The organism is Ochrobactrum sp. Q0168 (genome assembly GCF_016427605.1).
GTDB lineage: Bacteria > Pseudomonadota > Alphaproteobacteria > Rhizobiales > Rhizobiaceae > Brucella.
This window is the reverse complement of the sequence record NZ_JAELXQ010000015.1, coordinates 34,525-49,490: the sequence shown is the minus strand read 5'-3', so window position 1 is coordinate 49,490 and position 14,966 is coordinate 34,525. Positions and strand designations below refer to the sequence as shown.

Below are 14,966 nucleotides of genomic sequence, written 5' to 3'. Positions count from 1 at the left end.
AACGCCGCTTTAGCCAGTCGCCGGCGGCTCGATAGATGGCATCTTCTTGAGTAACGTATCGTTGTATGTGGCGCCACCCTGGCCATGATGAACTTTGCGATGGCAGGTTGGGCAAAGCGCAATCACATAGCTGGGGTCATCAGGGCCGCCGTCGCTCACTCGACGGATATGATGAGGTTCCAGGTAAGGTTGCCCGTTGACGCGCAGAAAGGGCGCGGAGCACCCGCAGCCCTCACAATGACCGTAGGCACGAGCTAGCACGTAATCCCGAACGTGTCGGCTTCTCTCATAGATGGTTCGGCTTGATGTCTTGCCCTCGCGGCTGCCGGCGGCCTCTTTTGCAAGGCGCCGCATGGCAGCCAAGTCAAGGGTGGGGTCGGGTTGCTCATCATCGACGGCTTCTATAATATTCTCGAGGTTTCTGAGTTCGAAGATTATGGCTTTGCGCATATCATTGTTGCGATCGGGCGACTGTCCCCATCGCCAACTCTCGCAGATAAAGCTGCCCCGGAAGATCAGATCTTTGCCTTTCCCGAGGCTTTCAAAAAGGAGTAGATCCTTGCCCAACATAGCATGGTCGCGAATTGCTTTATTGCCGCGGACCATTTCCATGTCGCCGACTTGACCTTCACCATAATAGTCAAAACGTCCATCCGGCAGGTGTTGGTCTTCATAGCCGTAATGACTGCCAGCCTTGCCGGTGATGATAATTACAACGTTATGGTTGGACGGGGTAACGATGCCACCCTGTTGCTGGCCAGCAAACTGACCGTGAATGTCTTTCCGCCTGTTATAATATCTGCCTACGACAAAGCCCCAAGTCATGCTTACCCCCGCGTTGAAAGCCAGGGTTAAGCACTACAATATCATCGCGAAGTGTTCCAGACCGTCAGCAGGCCTGACGTCGCTCTTCTAGCGAGTTAAGCAAATCGCTCAGTTCCTTGGCATCGCGGTAGTTCATTCCTACCGCCTGCCGTACGCCCATCTCGACTGGCTTTTGAACTTTCTGATCAACCACTGACCAGGTGTCGTTAATTCCGTTTGACGCTTTGTATCGTCGGCCGATGTACCGCCCACCCTTTAATGTTGATCTGCTCATCCCAGTCCTTTCAAGGTTCGAATCGATTGAAATCTATGATTGCAGACATGGTTAACACATCGCAAGTTGCTGCCGTCGCAACCGACCCCATGCTCGACAATCACTGCGGCGTGACGTTTAGACCTGCGGCATGAATCCGGTTCATTAGAGCCGCCGCCGCCTCGGCCTCATCGATATCGAGGTCTCTTAAATAGGAATCTTGCAGCTTGGCCACGTGGTCGGTTTCGGTATCGACGACCGACCATTGGCCGTTGCTCGTTCTCTTCATTTCATACCGTCCTTTGGACATTTCTAGGCTCCAAAAAGGAAGATTGATGCAAAATAACATCCAGGTGTTTTCGGGTGAAGACCCCATGCTTGACGTCGCGCTGTCCTACACGGCGCGCAGTTGGCCTGTCTTCCCATGCCGTGCCGCTGACGAGGAGTTCGTCGACGAAGACGGCCTTATCGAAATTCTCGCCACCAAAACTCCGCTGACCTCAAATGGGTTCCGTGGTGCAACGCTGAATGAGCGCATCGTGCGTGAACTCTGGCGCCGCAATCCCGGTGCAATGATCGGTGTGCCGACCGGAGCGCCTATCGGCGCGTGGGTGCTGGACATCGACCCGAAGCATGGCGGGCCGAATACGCTCGCGGCTTTGGAAGTCGAGCACGGTGCGTTGCCAGCCACGCTTACGGCCGAAACAACGAGCGGCGGCCGACATTATTTCTTCAAACACAAGGCAGGCGTTCGTAACCGCGGCGCACTTGGCGCGGGCATCGATGTTCGCGGCGACGGCGGCTATGTCATTGCGGCTGGCAGTGTACCGGCTGTTGGCCAGCCTTACCGCTGGCTGGTCGATATGGAACCGGTAGACGCGCCGGAATGGCTGCTGGAGCTTGTCCTGCCACGGTCATACGACAGCACGACGATGTATCAAGCACCGTCGGTATCCGGCACGATTAACGACCGATACGTGGAGCGCGCGGTACAGTCCGAGCTCGACGACCTCGCCATGGAACCGATGGGTAACCGCAACAATCGTCTGAACGACGCGGCGTTTCGGCTGGGCACGTTCGTCGGTGCTGGTGCACTGGCGGAATCCGAAGCACGGGCCCTGCTACAGGACGTAGCGCGCGGCTGGGGCAGGGACTTCCCGCGTTGCTGCAAAACGATCGACAATGGGCTGAAGGCTGGCAAGATGCATCCGCGTCAGGCGCCGGAAGCCGTCAACGACAATACCAAGCTCGTGGACATCACGCGCATGCTGGACAACGCGCGGGCGAAGGTGGAGAGCGGTGACACCAACCAGGAAGAACTAGTGACGACTGTCCAGATTGATCCTGAGAAGTTGCCACCTGTCGAAGAAGCCCCCACCGACCAACCCATCCTCGCAGCTACGCCATTCCAGTGGAAAGACCCGTCAACGCTGCCACGCCGTGAGTTTGCTTTCGGTCGGCATTTCATCCGTAAGTACGTCTCTGTTACGGTTGCACCGGGCGGCCTTGGCAAAACCGCAAACAGCATCGTGGAAGCGCTGGCCATGGCGTCAGGCAAGGCGCTGAACGGCGTTAAGCCTCCGCGTCGACTTAAGGTCTGGCTGTTCAATGTCGAAGATCCCCGCGACGAGCTGGAGCGACGCATCATGGCGGCGTGCATTCACTTCAATCTCAAGCCCGAGGATATCGACGGTCATCTGTTCCTCGACAGCGGTCGCGAGCAAGAGCTTGTTGTGGCAATCGACGACAAGAAAGGCGTCAAAATCCAGGAGCCGATCGTCGAGGCGGTTGCGGAAACCATCCTTGCCAATGGCATTGATGTGATGATCGTCGATCCGTTCGTGTCGACGCACCAGGTCAACGAGAACGACAACGGCGCAATCGACAAGGTCGCGAAGCTCTGGGCGCAGATCGCGGATTACACGAACTGCTCCATCGACATCGTGCACCACCTGCGCAAGGTCAGTGACCGCGAGGCCACCGTCGAAGATGCTCGCGGTGCTGTGGCCCTGATCGGTGCCGCTCGTTCGGTGCGTGTGCTTAACCGGATGTCGGAAGCGCAGGCCAATGAGGCAGGCATTCCCGGTATGGATCGGTTCGGCTACTTCTCGATCACATATGGCAAGTCGAACCTTACGCCGCTGTCGCATCGGTTGGACTGGCGCCATATCGAAAGTGTGGCACTGGGCAATGGGCGTGGGCTGACACAGCCGCAGGACCACGCGCCCGTCGTGACTGAATGGCATTGGCCGTCCAGCGAGGAAGTCGCCGAAGGTCTGACCGACGAGCAGAAAGATGCAATCCGCGGTGCTGTAAATGGTGGCATGTACAAGCAAGCACCGCAGGCCAAGGACTGGGTGGGGCACGCCGTTGCTTATGCGCTGGGGCTGGATGTCGACGACGAGGTGCAGAAGAAGCGGACCAGCCTCATTACCAAGGCACTGTTCAAGGAAGGATTCTTGGCGAAGGTCGAAGATCGCGATCCGATACAGCGAAAGACTACGACGTTTGTGAGGGCGGTATAGGATTGAAGAAGTCGGCAGCACGGTGGAAGGGAACCAAATGTTGGGTTCAGCTTTATCTCGAGGATATCGTAACTGGTGGTATTAATGAAAAAGAGATTTCTCTCACTCTTGGCCTTCACTTTGTTGGCGGTGCTAGCGGCCTGCCAAACGAACGGTCGCCCGTCGCAGGTCCAAGCCGTAAGTGGCTTTGATGCTGCACGCTATCTTGGTAAATGGTACGAAATTGGTCGCATCGAAAATCGGTTTGAGCGCGGCATGACGCATACAACCGCTCAATATTCGATGAACACCGACGGGACCATTAAGGTGCTGAATGCGGGCTATGACCCGAAAAAGGGTGCCTTCCGGAGCGCTACAGGGAAGGCGAATTTCGCAGATGCTTCAGATGTGGGTGCCTTGAAGGTTTCTTTCTTCGGGCCGTTTTATGGTGGCTATAACGTCGTTGCCCTCGATCGAAAGTACCAATGGTCAATCGTGGCAGGAGACAAACCAGAAAAGTATTTCTGGGTACTGTCCCGTCAGCCCACATTGACTAAGGAAATTAAGGGCAAGGCAATCAGCGTTGCACGGCAGCTTGGGGTTGACCCAGATTCCATTCTGTGGGTTGAGCAAAAGCGCTAGTATCTAGGAATATGAAAGCGGGGCTTCGGCTCCGCTTTTTTTATTGTTGTGACCAATCCGGTGTGATGCCGTTCGTGCCCATGATGCCGTAAGTTCCCCCTGTATTAATAAACCAAACGCTGAAAATTGCTGAGAGGACCAGGAATACGGTAGCTGAGATGGTGATACGCGCTTTGCGCGTTCTGCGCCTCAATAGGAGATAAACGCCTGCGCCAACGACAGCAGATGAAACATAGGCAACAATCATAAACGGCCCTTATTGGGAGAAAGGCGGAAACCCGCAAAGAAACAGAGACTGCTATCGCCTCGTTCAATAGGTCTGGTCAACTAGTACAGCAGGACTTGGCTCAGGTTGCGGGCTAATAATAAGGAACCTATCAGCAAATGTTTCGTTTCGCTTTTCCAAACCAGGAGGACGATCATGAAAACTCTGTCTGATATTTTCGAGCATACCTTGCAGGACATTTATTACGCAGAAAACGCCATTACCAAGGCTCTTCCGAAAGTCGCCAAGGCGGCCAAAAGCGCCAAACTTAAGCAAGCCGCTGAGGAACATCTTGAAGAAACCAAGGGGCAGATCACGATCCTGAATGATGTGTTCAAGTCTCTCAAGCTGAAGCCTACCGCTGAGAAATGCGACGCGATCGAAGGGCTGATTAAGGAAGCCGACGGCTTGATTGAAGAGGCAAGCGGAACAGCTCTTGACGCAGGCTTGCTCGCAGCTTGCCAGGCGGTTGAGCATTATGAAATTTCCAGATACGGTTCGCTGCGCGAATGGGCAAAGGAGCTCGGACATACGGAAGCGCACACCTTACTTACCCAGATTTTGGATCAGGAAAAAGCCACAAATAACAAGCTCACGAACTTGGCCATAAGCCAAATCAATAAGGCATAGTTTTCTGGCTTCATATGAGAGGAAGGATGTCCGCCTTCCTCTCTTTTTTTCCATCACTACAACCGCCTGTCACAATCAAAATACAACCAGAGGTAACGCGTAAGACTTCTTGCGCACTTCTCGAAAAACCCTAAAAGAAGTTCGCAAATGCACGCTGCTTTTGGTGCGTAAGAGTTCTTATATAGAAACTTACGCACAAAGCGCGCGGCGCGCAGTTCTCGAGATTTGAGAAGTGCGCACTTTTCCTGATTTTTGCCAAATCCAGAATACAACCTGATTTGAGGTTGGCCAAAAATATTCGCCGCGCTGCGTCGGCCATTAACACGACGTTTATTGAGGCATTCCACACTCCTCTTGCCGGTACCAACGGCATACCGCAATAAACACGAGGAGCACACATGGCACGCAACCGCACACGCGCGCCTTCGCCTACGACCGTCACCACACAGATCACACGCATCAACGGCGCCCGCGTCAAGATCACCACCCGCAATGGCCGCGTTACTACAAAGCCAGCCTTGCCGCTCGAATGGGAATTACAGGCGGCACAAGTAGCCAGCCTGCGTCGCCTGCCACAATACCAGCGCCGGTTCCTGTTAGCCGGAGACATGAACGCCAGCAAGCGTGGGCCAAGGGCACAGGCTCAGGCAATCGCAACGGGAATGACGAGCGGTGAACCTGACCTCCGCATCTATGGCGAATACGGTCGTCTGCTGCTGATCGAGAACAAGGTCGGGCAGGGAAGACTGTCGCCGGCCCAGAAAGACCGCCACAAGGCCCTAGAGCGGCTTGGCTACACTGTTCTGATCATTCGGGCCACGACGACGACAGAAGCCGCTGAGCAGGCCGTTACAGCGGTTCTAGGGTGGCTTGCAGAAACGGACGCCGCGAAGGCCGCCTAATCAACCAAACCAAAACACGAGGATGACATATGAGAATTCAAAAAGCTGGTGATATCTACCTGAATGATGATGGTTCGCCCGTTCGAACATATCAGCGTTCTTTTGAGTTTCGCGATATTTCGGATGGGAAACTGAAAGCCGTTGATGATCTGATGCTGGAAATTGAAGCACATCAGTTCGTCAATGAGACGAGTGCGCTTAGGATCGGATTTGTTGATGGGCATTACCGACAATACGACGCTTCCAACGATAATTTGCAGGAGTCGGTGAGCGAGTATCACCCACGGATGAAGGGTGATCACGAATATCGAACCGACACCAGGTTTGAACGCGATGAAAACGGCAAGTACACGCTTCGTGCAGTGGAGCCGACAAAGGAAGATGAAAAGCCGAAGATTATCCGGACACCCGAAGATCGAGCATCTGGCCGAGATTTCGCTGGAAACAAGAGAACCATAGAAAGGCGGGCTCTCGCACGACTGCGAAAGAAAATCGAAAAACGCCAATCCATTGGTGATCCGAACTGCGTTCAGTCGCGCGATGAGGATTTCCCTCTCCTTGCTGTTCTGCGCAGGGATAGGCGCCCAGATCTGATTGCAGCAGTATTGAAGTATCGTCGGTTGGTGGCGCTGTGTGAATCCGAGCCTCTGAAGGGCCAGAGCTATGGCGGGGCTGATGGCTCGGCGACGGTGTTTTATTCAAACTTTGAAGATGGGGAACTGGTACACTCGTCGAAGGTGCGGCGGTCTAAATCCGCTTACGATATTCCTGCAGTTCGGGTTCGAGCGTCGGTTATCAATGATCGAGGGGAACAGGTGTCAGGTCGAACCGAGAGCATGCACGTTAAACTAAACGAGGATACGCTGGCTGACTATATCGACAAGAAGCCCGTGCTGGCACGCATCAGGTCGGCTTTGGGAGCATTGCTGGACCCGGTTGAAGACGCGGTTCTCGGTGGGCAGACTTTACAAGCTGTCGGCGAAGCTGAGGGGTTTAAGGGAACAGCAGCATCATTGGCCGGGAAAGGGCTCGTTTACCGTGGCCTTACGGTTCTTGATGGATTTTTTTCGCATCAAAAACCCAAGGCTGATAACGATAACTATCGGATAAATAACACAAAATCAGGATCATTTTAAGTAACGCGCACTCAAGTCACCTATGGGTGAGTAGACACAAAAAGATTGGCCCGCCGTGTGCGGGCCTTTTTATTGGGCGTTCTATGCCCCCCGGTCCACGACCGGGTAACTATTCCAGCGCCGTTTCTCCTCCGGCTGCTGGTTCGGCGGGTTGAGCCTATTGCGGTAGGCTCCCCGCCGATTGTGTTCTAACGGTAACGGTTGCCGCGGCCCTTCATGAGCATGCATGCAACCAAGGCGACCAGTCCGACGGATGCCCACGCCGATGCTGTGCCGGGATTTTCGCGTGCGTATTGCACAGCACGTTGACCATGTTCACGTGCGCCTTCGGCAAGCACATTCACAGCATCTTTCGTGGACGCGAGGGCGTCGTCGGTTGCGCCGGATAGATTGCCGAGATGATCTGACAGTCGGGACGATAGGCTGCTGATTTCCTTGCGCAGTGCGTCGATTTGTTCGGAAAGCATGCCTTCGGTGGTCTGTGCCATTTCATTCTCCTTTTCGATTGCGAGGAGAGAACGGGAATGTGCATTCAATTGTTCCATTCTATTTCAGCGGGCGAGAGCGCTGGTGTGCTCGCCGGTCTCATAAGCCGGATATGATCGGTTCGATCCCGATGCCCGCAACCAATTAAAGAGCAGCTGACTCTTAATCAGCTGTACGAAGGTAAGCATGGCAAGACCCGACCGCCGCAGCACCGAAGCAGCTGCTTACCGTAAGCTCTATAAGACCGCACGCTGGCAACGCTTACGTGAGCGGCAACTGGCCGCTCATCCGTTGTGCGCTTACTGCTTGCAGCAAGAGGACGTAACACCAGCGACGGTGTGTGACCATGTGCGCCCCCATAAAGGGTGCGAAGAATTGTTCTTCGACCCCGACAACCTTCAAAGCCTCTGTGCTCCCTGCCACGACCGCATCAAGCGTCGTGAAGAGCTAGGCCAGGATGTTGTTCGGTTCGGGCCGGAGGGGTGGCCGATAGCATACCCATGCAATTCTCGACCTCTTGCAGGGTTCAGGGGGGTGAGCTTCGGCTCCCCGCCTCTTTCATATGAGGTCGGCAAGGAGTCGAGACCTTGGATCTATTTGGAAATTGCATCTCCGCCCCATTAGCGGACAACGATAACCGCCCTGATTATTCGAGGCTTGGTAGGTATGCAGAGTTTCTGGTTTGCGCTGATATCAAAGAATGGATACCACGCTATTCATTCAGATACGTCTGGGTTCGACGTCCTTATGATAGCAGGCCACAAGACGTATCGAATTCAGGTTAAATCATCATCTATCATTAGGCGCCAACGCGCTGAATGGAGATGCAGGATATCAGTGGACCGACGCGGCGGCAACGCTAGCCGGAAGCGTGAGGTTGATCGGCGTGATGCCGATATACTGGCTCTCTTCCATAATGACTTGGAAACTATCGTTTATCTGCCGGTTTTGCCTGGGTGCGGGCATGTGAAGCTGCCTGTCAGGTATTTGAAGGAAGCAAAAACGATAGAAACCCTTCAAAGCGCCATATCAGTTATGGACGGAACGCCGTTTCACTATATCCCCGAAGGTATCCCGGCGTAGACGGGGGGATCAAAAAGCGCCCAAGTCCGCAGTCACAGGACCAGCGGGGTCCCAAAGCGCACGCATCCGCAATTGAAAATATGACCCCATAAGGATTTCATTCCATGGCAAAGCCGAGAAATCCCCTCGGCAAGGCCAAAGTCGAGGGGCGAGACAAGAAAGACCCACAGCGCTTCAAAAACCGCGCCGAACCGGCCGCAAACGGCCCTCTTGGGGCTCCTCCCGTTTGGCTGAAGGACAGCGCTGAGATAAAAGCGAAGTCAGCCTGGAAGCTTTTCGCGAAAGAGCTGCCGTGGCTGAATGAATCGCATCGCACGCTTGTTGGCATGGCTTCAACTATTCAGGGCCGCATCATGGCCGGGCAGGAAGTTGGCGTGCAGGCGATGAACCTGCTCCGCCAGATGCTCGGCCAGATGGGTGCCACGCCTGCGGATGCCTCCAAGGTGGCGACGCCTGACGAGGGCGAGGAAAAGGATGATCTGCTTGACTGATATGCCGGCGCTTGAGCGTGTGAGCGCTTATGCGCAAGCTGTCATTGATGGCAGAGAAGTTGCCGGCCCTCACGTTCGCAATGCATGCCGTCGCCATTTCTACGATCTCGAACACGGGAATGAGCGCGGGCTGTACTGGGACGACGACGCAGCCGACCGTGTGTTTCGGTTCTTTGAAGGGCGGCTCAAGCTTTCCGAAGGGCAGTTCGAAGGCAAGCCTTTCAAACTGCATGCATCGCAGGCTTTCAAGCTGGGTTCGCTGTTCGGCTGGAAACGGGCCGACGGTTCGCGGCGCTTTCGTCGCGCCTACATCGAGGAAGGCAAGGGCAACGGTAAGTCGCCGTTTGCTGGCGGTGTCGGTCTGTACGGGCTGATCGCGGACAAGGAGGCTGGAGCGCAGATCTATGCGGCGGCCGCTAAGAAAGAACAGGCGGCCATCCTTTTCCAGGACGCCGTCAAAATGGTGCGCGCCGCTCCTGCGCTGGTCGAACGGCTGAAGTTCAGCGGCGGCATCGGGCGCGAGTTCAATATCGCGCATCACAAGTCGCAATCGTTCTTTCGTCCGATCTCGAAGGATTCCGGCAAATCAGGCTCCGGTCCGCGTCCGCACTTTGCGCTCTGCGACGAGGTGCACGAACATCCAGACCGCTCGACGATGGAAATGCTGGAACGCGGCTTCAAGTTTCGTCGGCAGCCTCTACTGTTGATGATTACGAACTCGGGCAGTGACCGAAACAGCATTTGCTGGGAAGAGCACGAACACGCCGTCAAGGTGGCTGCCGGTACCCAAACGCCAGACGAAGACTTTGCCTATGTCGGCGAGGTGATCGACGACACAACGTTTTCCTATGTTTGCGCGCTGGACAAGGGCGACGACCCGCTCAAGGACGAAACTTGCTGGAAGAAGGCTAACCCGCTTCTCGGCGTTATCCTGACGCAGGAATATCTGGCCGGTGTCGTCGCTCAGGCAAAGCAAATGCCGGGCAAGCTGAACGGCATTCTACGGCTGCATTTCTGCTGCTGGACCGATGCCGACAAGGCATGGATGCCACGCGAGACCGTCGAAAGCGTAATGGACGAGTTCGATCCTGAAGTTGAACACGCTGACAAGCCGGTTTTCATGGGCGTCGACCTGTCGGGCAGCAAAGACATGACCGTGCTTGCATGCGTAGTCCCGACTGGCTTCAAGGAAATGGAGCGCGAGGACGGATCTACCGTCAATCTGCCGACGTTTGATGCGTGGGTGGAGGCCTGGACGCCAGCCGATACGCTGGAAGCGCGAGAACAGGCTGACAAGGCACCGTATGCGCTTTGGGTAAAGCAGGGCTGGTTGAATGCCCCGCCGGGCAAGCGGATTCGATATGACTTCGTGGCCTCGCGGGTGCAGCAAATCGATCAAGCCTTCGATATAAAGGCCATCGCCTATGACCGCTACGCCTACGACAAGTTCCGCGAGGAAGTCGAAGCGCTCGGGTTAGACATTGAACATGTCGCACACCCACAGGGCGGCAAGGTTCGGGCGCGGCCTGAGCCTGCAAAGGTAGAAGCGGCGAAAGCTGCCGGCCTGCCACCGCCGCAAGGCTTGTGGATGCCGGGCTCGGTCCTGGCGCTTGAAGACATGATTATCGATGGTCGCATTCGTATGCGACGCAGTCCCGTCCTTATGACCGCCCTGATGGGCGCCACTTTCGATCATGACCCGCAAGACAACCGGTGGTTCGTCAAAACAAAGGCGTCAGTGCGCATCGACGCGGCAGTCGCTGTGGCGATGGCAGTTGGCGTGGCGATGGATACACCGATCGAACCAGCCGACATCGACGACTTCGTCAACAACATGATCACTATAACCTGGTAGGAGTGCCCATGGGCCTTTTGACTTGGGTCGGGAAGCCTTTCGGGCTTCTTTCCGGCCCATGGCGCGCATTCTTTGGAATGTCGACGACAAGCGGCGAGACGGTCACATATGAACATGCCATGCAGCTCGATGCTGTCTGGGCGTGTGTGAACCTGATTTCCAATGCTGTGAAAACGCTGCCCTGCAATGTCTACAAGGGTGACGGCGTTGACGTCGACCGCGAGAATCCGCTGTACGAACTACTGCACGACTTGCCGAATCTGGATGACAGTGCGTCAGATTTCTGGGGTATGGCTGCCCTTTGCCTGTGTCTTGACGGCAATTTCTTCGCCGAAAAGAAGAAAAATGGCGGTCGGCTGGTAGCGTTAAACCCGTTCAATCCGCTTTGCGTTGATGTGAAGCGCGATGACCGGAACAACCGCTACTACGAGGTCACCGAACAGTACAAAAACGGCAAGAAGGGCGGCGTTCGCAAAATCCGCGAAGAAGACATGCTTCATGTTCGCGGATTGGTCATGCCTGGCTGTGATCGGGGCCTTTCGCCAATAGCTGCACAGCGCAATGTCATCGGCAACGCCATGGCCGGCGAAAAAACGTCTGGCCGTATGTTCAAGAACGGCATGATGGCTTCAGTCGTCTTGTCTTCGGATCAGGTTCTGAAGCCTGATCAGCGCAAGCAGATCGCGGAATCTCTACAGGCATTCGCCGGCGCCGACAAAGCAGGCGGGATCGCGGTACTGGAGGCGGGGCTCACCCCGTCGCAGATCACCATCAATCCAAAAGATGCGCAGATGCTTGAGACGCGGCAGTACAGCGTCGAGCAGATTTGCCGCATTTTCGGCGTTCCGCCTGTCATGATTGGCCATGCTGCGAATGGCACAACGACTTGGGGCAGCGGGATCGAGCAATTGATCCTGCAGTTTACCAAGACATGCCTCACGCCCATGCTCAGGAGCATTGAATCCGCGATCTACCGCGACTTGCTTGATGCAAAGACCCGCAAAACGACCGTTGTGAAGTTCAATATGGAAGGCCTGCTGCGCGGCGATAGCCAGGCGAGGGCGGAGTTCCTGCAGAAGATGGTTCAGAACGGCATTTATACGCCGAACGAGGCCAGAGCTTACGAGAACAAGCCAAAGATGGATGGCGGCGACGAATTGATCGTCAACGGCACCATGCAGCCTCTGTCCATGGTCGGACACAACGGCGGGCCTCCGCTGGATGATGCACAGCCAAGCGCTGGATAAGGGAAATTCATGAAATTCGAACACATTTTGACGGCCTTCGAGGCCGAACCGTGGGCGATTCAGCGCGAAAAACTAGCCGTTTTGGCTGATGTTCTTGCGGCACGTGTGGCGGGCGACAAGCTCGTCACACCTGAATTTGCAGCGACTGTTTCGGATGCTCGCGCAAAGGAAATCGCCGAAATTGAAGGCAAGGTCGCAGTGATCCCGGTTTATGGCGTGTTAGCCGACCGAATGGACCTGTTCTCAGCGATGAGTGGCGGCACGTCCTATGCCGGCATCAAGCGTCAGCTACACAAGGCGCTGTCCAACGAGGATGTGAAGGCCGTTGTTCTTGATATTGATAGTCCTGGCGGCTCGGTACCTGGCACGGACGAACTCGCAACGGAAATTCGCAAACTGCGCGGCGGTGAAAAACCGATTATAGCGCAAGTGAACTCGCTGGCGGCAAGCGCCGCCTACTGGATCGCGTCGTCGGCCGACGAAATTGTTGTTACGCCATCCGGGCGTGCAGGTTCGATTGGTGTCTACACGGCACACGACGATATCTCTGCCGCGTTGGAAAAGGCTGGCGTCAAGCGCACCTACATTTCGGCAGGCAAGCACAAGGTCGAAGGCAACGAAACTGAACCACTCGGCAAGGACACGCTGGCCTACATTCAGGACAGCGTAAACCGCTCCTATGGCCGGTTTTTGCAGAGCGTTGCCGATGGGCGTGGCGTTACGAAATCCAAGGTCGAAGACGGATTTGGTCAGGGCAGGGTATTCTATTCTGAAGCCCTTATTGACCGGGGTATGGCAGACCGTATTGCCACACTTGACGAGACCTTGGCCCGATTGGGCGCGAACACCGAGCCGGAATATGTCCGCCGCGTAAAGGCTTCGAACGCCGCAAAGGCAGAAGCTGCGCAATTGTTGGCTAACAAGATGGCCTCCGGCGAAGAAATCACCAAACGCGAATTCGAGAACGGCCTGAAGGGTCTTCTTGGTCTTTCGAATTCGGAGGCAGAGCGGGCCGCTCGGCTCTACCTCAAGTCTGATCAGGGGGCTCCTGATGACGATGCGGATGCTGCCGCTTTGGCAGCGGTCACACGGCTGATTGCCGAAGCAAAGACATTCAAAATCTAAATCAAAGGAGCCATTTATGGCTGAACTAGCAGAACGCATTGGCGAGCTGGGTGCTTCGCTCGCCTCCATTAAAGAGCAGGTCGGCAATCTTGCGACCGATTTTACCACGCAGCTCCAGCAGCACGGAACTGTTTCCACTGAGCTGACCGGCAAGGTCGACAAGGCGCTGTCCGAGCTTGGCGACACCACGACCCGCATTAGCGAATTGGAAAAGCGCGCCGCTCGTGAACGTGAAGACGTTGCGCAGGGTCCGCAGGACGTTGGCGATATCGTCGTGGCGTCTGAAAAATTCAAGTCAACTGACGTGTCCGGCGCGTGGCGCGGTTCGATCCGTGTTGGCATGGAACGCGCTGACATTACGTCCGGCAATACCACGGTTGGCGCCGGTCGTTCGGCGGGATCGTCGCTTGTTCCCGGGCAGCGCGTGCCAGGCATCATCGCCCCACCTAATCGCCAGCTGACGATCCGTGACCTTATTGCACCGGGTCAGACCTCGGCCGCAAGCGTCGAAATCGTTAAGGAAACGGGTTTCACGAACAACGCTGCGCCCGTCGCAGAAGGCACGCAGAAGCCCAAGTCTGACCTCACCTTTGATATGGAAACCACGCCTGTTCGCACGCTGGCCCATATCTTCAAGGCAAGCCGTCAGATCCTCGACGACGCTCCGGGCCTTGCGAGCTACATCAACGCTCGCGGCACGTACGGTCTCAAGTTCGTTGAAGAAGGCCAGCTTCTGAACGGTGACGGCACCGGTCAGAACCTGCACGGCATTCTCCCGCAGGCATCGGCCTTCGCTCCGGCCTTCACTCCGGAGAACGAAACGGCAATTGACCGCCTTCGCCTTGCAATCCTACAGGTCATTCTGGCCGAATATCCGGCGAGCGGATTTGTTCTGCATCCGACGGATTGGACCAAGATTGAGCTGACTAAGGATCTTGGCGGCAACTACATCGTCGGCAATGCCCAGTCGCCGATCGGTCCTTCGCTGTGGAATCTACCGGTCGTCCAGACGCAGGCAATTTCTGCGGGCAAGTTCCTGACCGGTGCGTTCAATCTCGGTGCGCAGATTTTCGACCGTATGGGTATCGAAGTTCTGCTCTCGAGCGAGAACGTGGACGACTTCGAAAAGAACATGTTCTCGATCCGCATCGAAGAACGCCTTGCGCTGGCAGTGTACCGCCCAGAGGCGTTTGTGACGGGCGACGTCAATCCGCCTGTAACTCCTTAATCGTTGATGGGGCGCTTCGGCGCCCCTTTTCACGAGGAAAACATGAAAATCAAAGCGCTAAAAAACCTGGTCGGGAATTACGGCCGATTGGATGAAGGCATGGTCGCCGATCTGCCGAACTGGCAAGCAGGCCCGCTTCTGGCGCTTGGTTACGTCGAGAAGTTTACGGAGGTTGGCGATGGCCGACACGAAGACACGCAAGCGCCGGGTGGCGAGCTACATCGGGGCGGGAATCGTCGATCCAAATCCGGCGCCCGAGCCAGAACCGGAGCCTGAAACGCCGCCGGAGGGTGG

General features: G+C 55.8%; 15 protein-coding genes and 1 tRNA gene. 13 read left to right on the top strand and 3 right to left on the bottom strand.

Features of this window, described 5'->3' with window-relative positions:
- Positions 1–9: 9 nt before the first annotated feature.
- Both JAU75_RS19475 and JAU75_RS19470 read right to left on the bottom strand, forming a co-directional pair.
- Complete coding sequence (locus JAU75_RS19475) at positions 10–825, bottom strand: HNH endonuclease (RefSeq protein WP_199058107.1); 816 nt, start codon at positions 823–825, stop codon at positions 10–12.
- Between the two features lie 374 nt (positions 826–1,199).
- Positions 1,200–1,367: a hypothetical protein gene (locus JAU75_RS19470; protein ID WP_199058106.1), complete on the bottom strand. Its 168-nt coding sequence runs from the start codon at positions 1,365–1,367 to the stop codon at positions 1,200–1,202.
- Between the two features lie 46 nt (positions 1,368–1,413).
- On the opposite strand from JAU75_RS19470, the gene JAU75_RS19465 reads away from it, so the two are divergent.
- The 5 genes from JAU75_RS19465 to JAU75_RS19445 all read left to right on the top strand — a co-directional run bounded on the left by JAU75_RS19465 (position 1,414) and on the right by JAU75_RS19445 (position 7,157).
- Complete coding sequence (locus JAU75_RS19465) at positions 1,414–3,603, top strand: bifunctional DNA primase/polymerase (protein WP_247880554.1); 2,190 nt, start codon at positions 1,414–1,416, stop codon at positions 3,601–3,603.
- Between the two features lie 84 nt (positions 3,604–3,687).
- Positions 3,688–4,224, top strand: a complete 537-nt coding sequence (locus tag JAU75_RS19460; protein ID WP_199058105.1) for a lipocalin family protein — start codon at positions 3,688–3,690, stop codon at positions 4,222–4,224.
- Positions 4,225–4,645: 421 nt separating this feature from the next.
- Complete coding sequence (locus JAU75_RS19455; RefSeq protein WP_199058104.1) at positions 4,646–5,119, top strand: DUF892 family protein; 474 nt, start codon at positions 4,646–4,648, stop codon at positions 5,117–5,119.
- 398 nt (positions 5,120–5,517) lie between these two features.
- Entirely contained in the window at positions 5,518–6,021 is a 504-nt protein-coding gene (locus JAU75_RS19450) for a VRR-NUC domain-containing protein (RefSeq protein ID WP_199058103.1), read from the top strand.
- 29 nt (positions 6,022–6,050) lie between these two features.
- On the top strand, positions 6,051–7,157 hold the full coding sequence (locus JAU75_RS19445; protein WP_199058102.1) for a hypothetical protein: 1,107 nt from the start codon (positions 6,051–6,053) through the stop codon (positions 7,155–7,157).
- A gap of 188 nt (positions 7,158–7,345) precedes the next feature.
- Here the strand turns inward: JAU75_RS19445 and JAU75_RS19440 are convergent, their stop codons facing one another.
- Entirely contained in the window at positions 7,346–7,645 is a 300-nt protein-coding gene (locus tag JAU75_RS19440; RefSeq protein WP_247880553.1) for a hypothetical protein, read from the bottom strand.
- A gap of 65 nt (positions 7,646–7,710) precedes the next feature.
- On the opposite strand from JAU75_RS19440, the gene JAU75_RS19435 reads away from it, so the two are divergent.
- From JAU75_RS19435 to JAU75_RS19395, 8 genes are all read left to right on the top strand, one after another.
- Positions 7,711–7,786: transfer RNA gene (locus tag JAU75_RS19435), tRNA-Met, on the top strand.
- Between the two features lie 43 nt (positions 7,787–7,829).
- Positions 7,830–8,267, top strand: coding sequence for an HNH endonuclease signature motif containing protein (locus tag JAU75_RS19430; protein WP_199058100.1), 438 nt, complete (start codon positions 7,830–7,832; stop codon positions 8,265–8,267).
- A 563-nt stretch (positions 8,268–8,830) separates the two neighbouring features.
- Positions 8,831–9,217 carry a hypothetical protein gene (locus tag JAU75_RS19420; RefSeq protein WP_199058098.1) on the top strand — a complete coding sequence of 129 codons (387 nt, stop codon included), beginning with the start codon at positions 8,831–8,833 and terminating at the stop codon, positions 9,215–9,217.
- Position 9,218: 1 nt separating this feature from the next.
- Entirely contained in the window at positions 9,219–11,072 is a 1,854-nt protein-coding gene (locus JAU75_RS19415; RefSeq protein ID WP_199058158.1) for a terminase TerL endonuclease subunit, read from the top strand.
- A gap of 8 nt (positions 11,073–11,080) precedes the next feature.
- The gene (locus tag JAU75_RS19410; RefSeq protein WP_100648920.1) at positions 11,081–12,319 is read left to right on the top strand and encodes a phage portal protein; all 1,239 of its coding nucleotides are present in this window, start codon (positions 11,081–11,083) and stop codon (positions 12,317–12,319) included.
- A 9-nt stretch (positions 12,320–12,328) separates the two neighbouring features.
- Positions 12,329–13,444, top strand: coding sequence for a S49 family peptidase (locus JAU75_RS19405; RefSeq protein ID WP_199058097.1), 1,116 nt, complete (start codon positions 12,329–12,331; stop codon positions 13,442–13,444).
- Positions 13,445–13,460: 16 nt separating this feature from the next.
- Positions 13,461–14,672, top strand: coding sequence for a phage major capsid protein (locus JAU75_RS19400; protein ID WP_199058096.1), 1,212 nt, complete (start codon positions 13,461–13,463; stop codon positions 14,670–14,672).
- 42 nt (positions 14,673–14,714) lie between these two features.
- Positions 14,715–14,948: a hypothetical protein gene (locus JAU75_RS19395; RefSeq protein WP_199058095.1), complete on the top strand. Its 234-nt coding sequence runs from the start codon at positions 14,715–14,717 to the stop codon at positions 14,946–14,948.
- Positions 14,949–14,966: the final 18 nt, after the last annotated feature.

Coding starts and splice junctions, on each gene's coding strand:
- JAU75_RS19475 (WP_199058107.1), bottom strand. CDS start 825: ATGACTTGGGGCTTTGTCGTAGGCAGATATTATAACAGGCGGAAAGAC.
- JAU75_RS19470 (WP_199058106.1), bottom strand. CDS start 1,367: ATGAAGAGAACGAGCAACGGCCAATGGTCGGTCGTCGATACCGAAACC.
- JAU75_RS19465 (WP_247880554.1), top strand. CDS start 1,414: ATGCAAAATAACATCCAGGTGTTTTCGGGTGAAGACCCCATGCTTGAC.
- JAU75_RS19460 (WP_199058105.1), top strand. CDS start 3,688: ATGAAAAAGAGATTTCTCTCACTCTTGGCCTTCACTTTGTTGGCGGTG.
- JAU75_RS19455 (WP_199058104.1), top strand. CDS start 4,646: ATGAAAACTCTGTCTGATATTTTCGAGCATACCTTGCAGGACATTTAT.
- JAU75_RS19450 (WP_199058103.1), top strand. CDS start 5,518: ATGGCACGCAACCGCACACGCGCGCCTTCGCCTACGACCGTCACCACA.
- JAU75_RS19445 (WP_199058102.1), top strand. CDS start 6,051: ATGAGAATTCAAAAAGCTGGTGATATCTACCTGAATGATGATGGTTCG.
- JAU75_RS19440 (WP_247880553.1), bottom strand. CDS start 7,645: ATGGCACAGACCACCGAAGGCATGCTTTCCGAACAAATCGACGCACTG.
- JAU75_RS19430 (WP_199058100.1), top strand. CDS start 7,830: ATGGCAAGACCCGACCGCCGCAGCACCGAAGCAGCTGCTTACCGTAAG.
- JAU75_RS19420 (WP_199058098.1), top strand. CDS start 8,831: ATGGCAAAGCCGAGAAATCCCCTCGGCAAGGCCAAAGTCGAGGGGCGA.
- JAU75_RS19415 (WP_199058158.1), top strand. CDS start 9,219: ATGCCGGCGCTTGAGCGTGTGAGCGCTTATGCGCAAGCTGTCATTGAT.
- JAU75_RS19410 (WP_100648920.1), top strand. CDS start 11,081: ATGGGCCTTTTGACTTGGGTCGGGAAGCCTTTCGGGCTTCTTTCCGGC.
- JAU75_RS19405 (WP_199058097.1), top strand. CDS start 12,329: ATGAAATTCGAACACATTTTGACGGCCTTCGAGGCCGAACCGTGGGCG.
- JAU75_RS19400 (WP_199058096.1), top strand. CDS start 13,461: ATGGCTGAACTAGCAGAACGCATTGGCGAGCTGGGTGCTTCGCTCGCC.
- JAU75_RS19395 (WP_199058095.1), top strand. CDS start 14,715: ATGAAAATCAAAGCGCTAAAAAACCTGGTCGGGAATTACGGCCGATTG.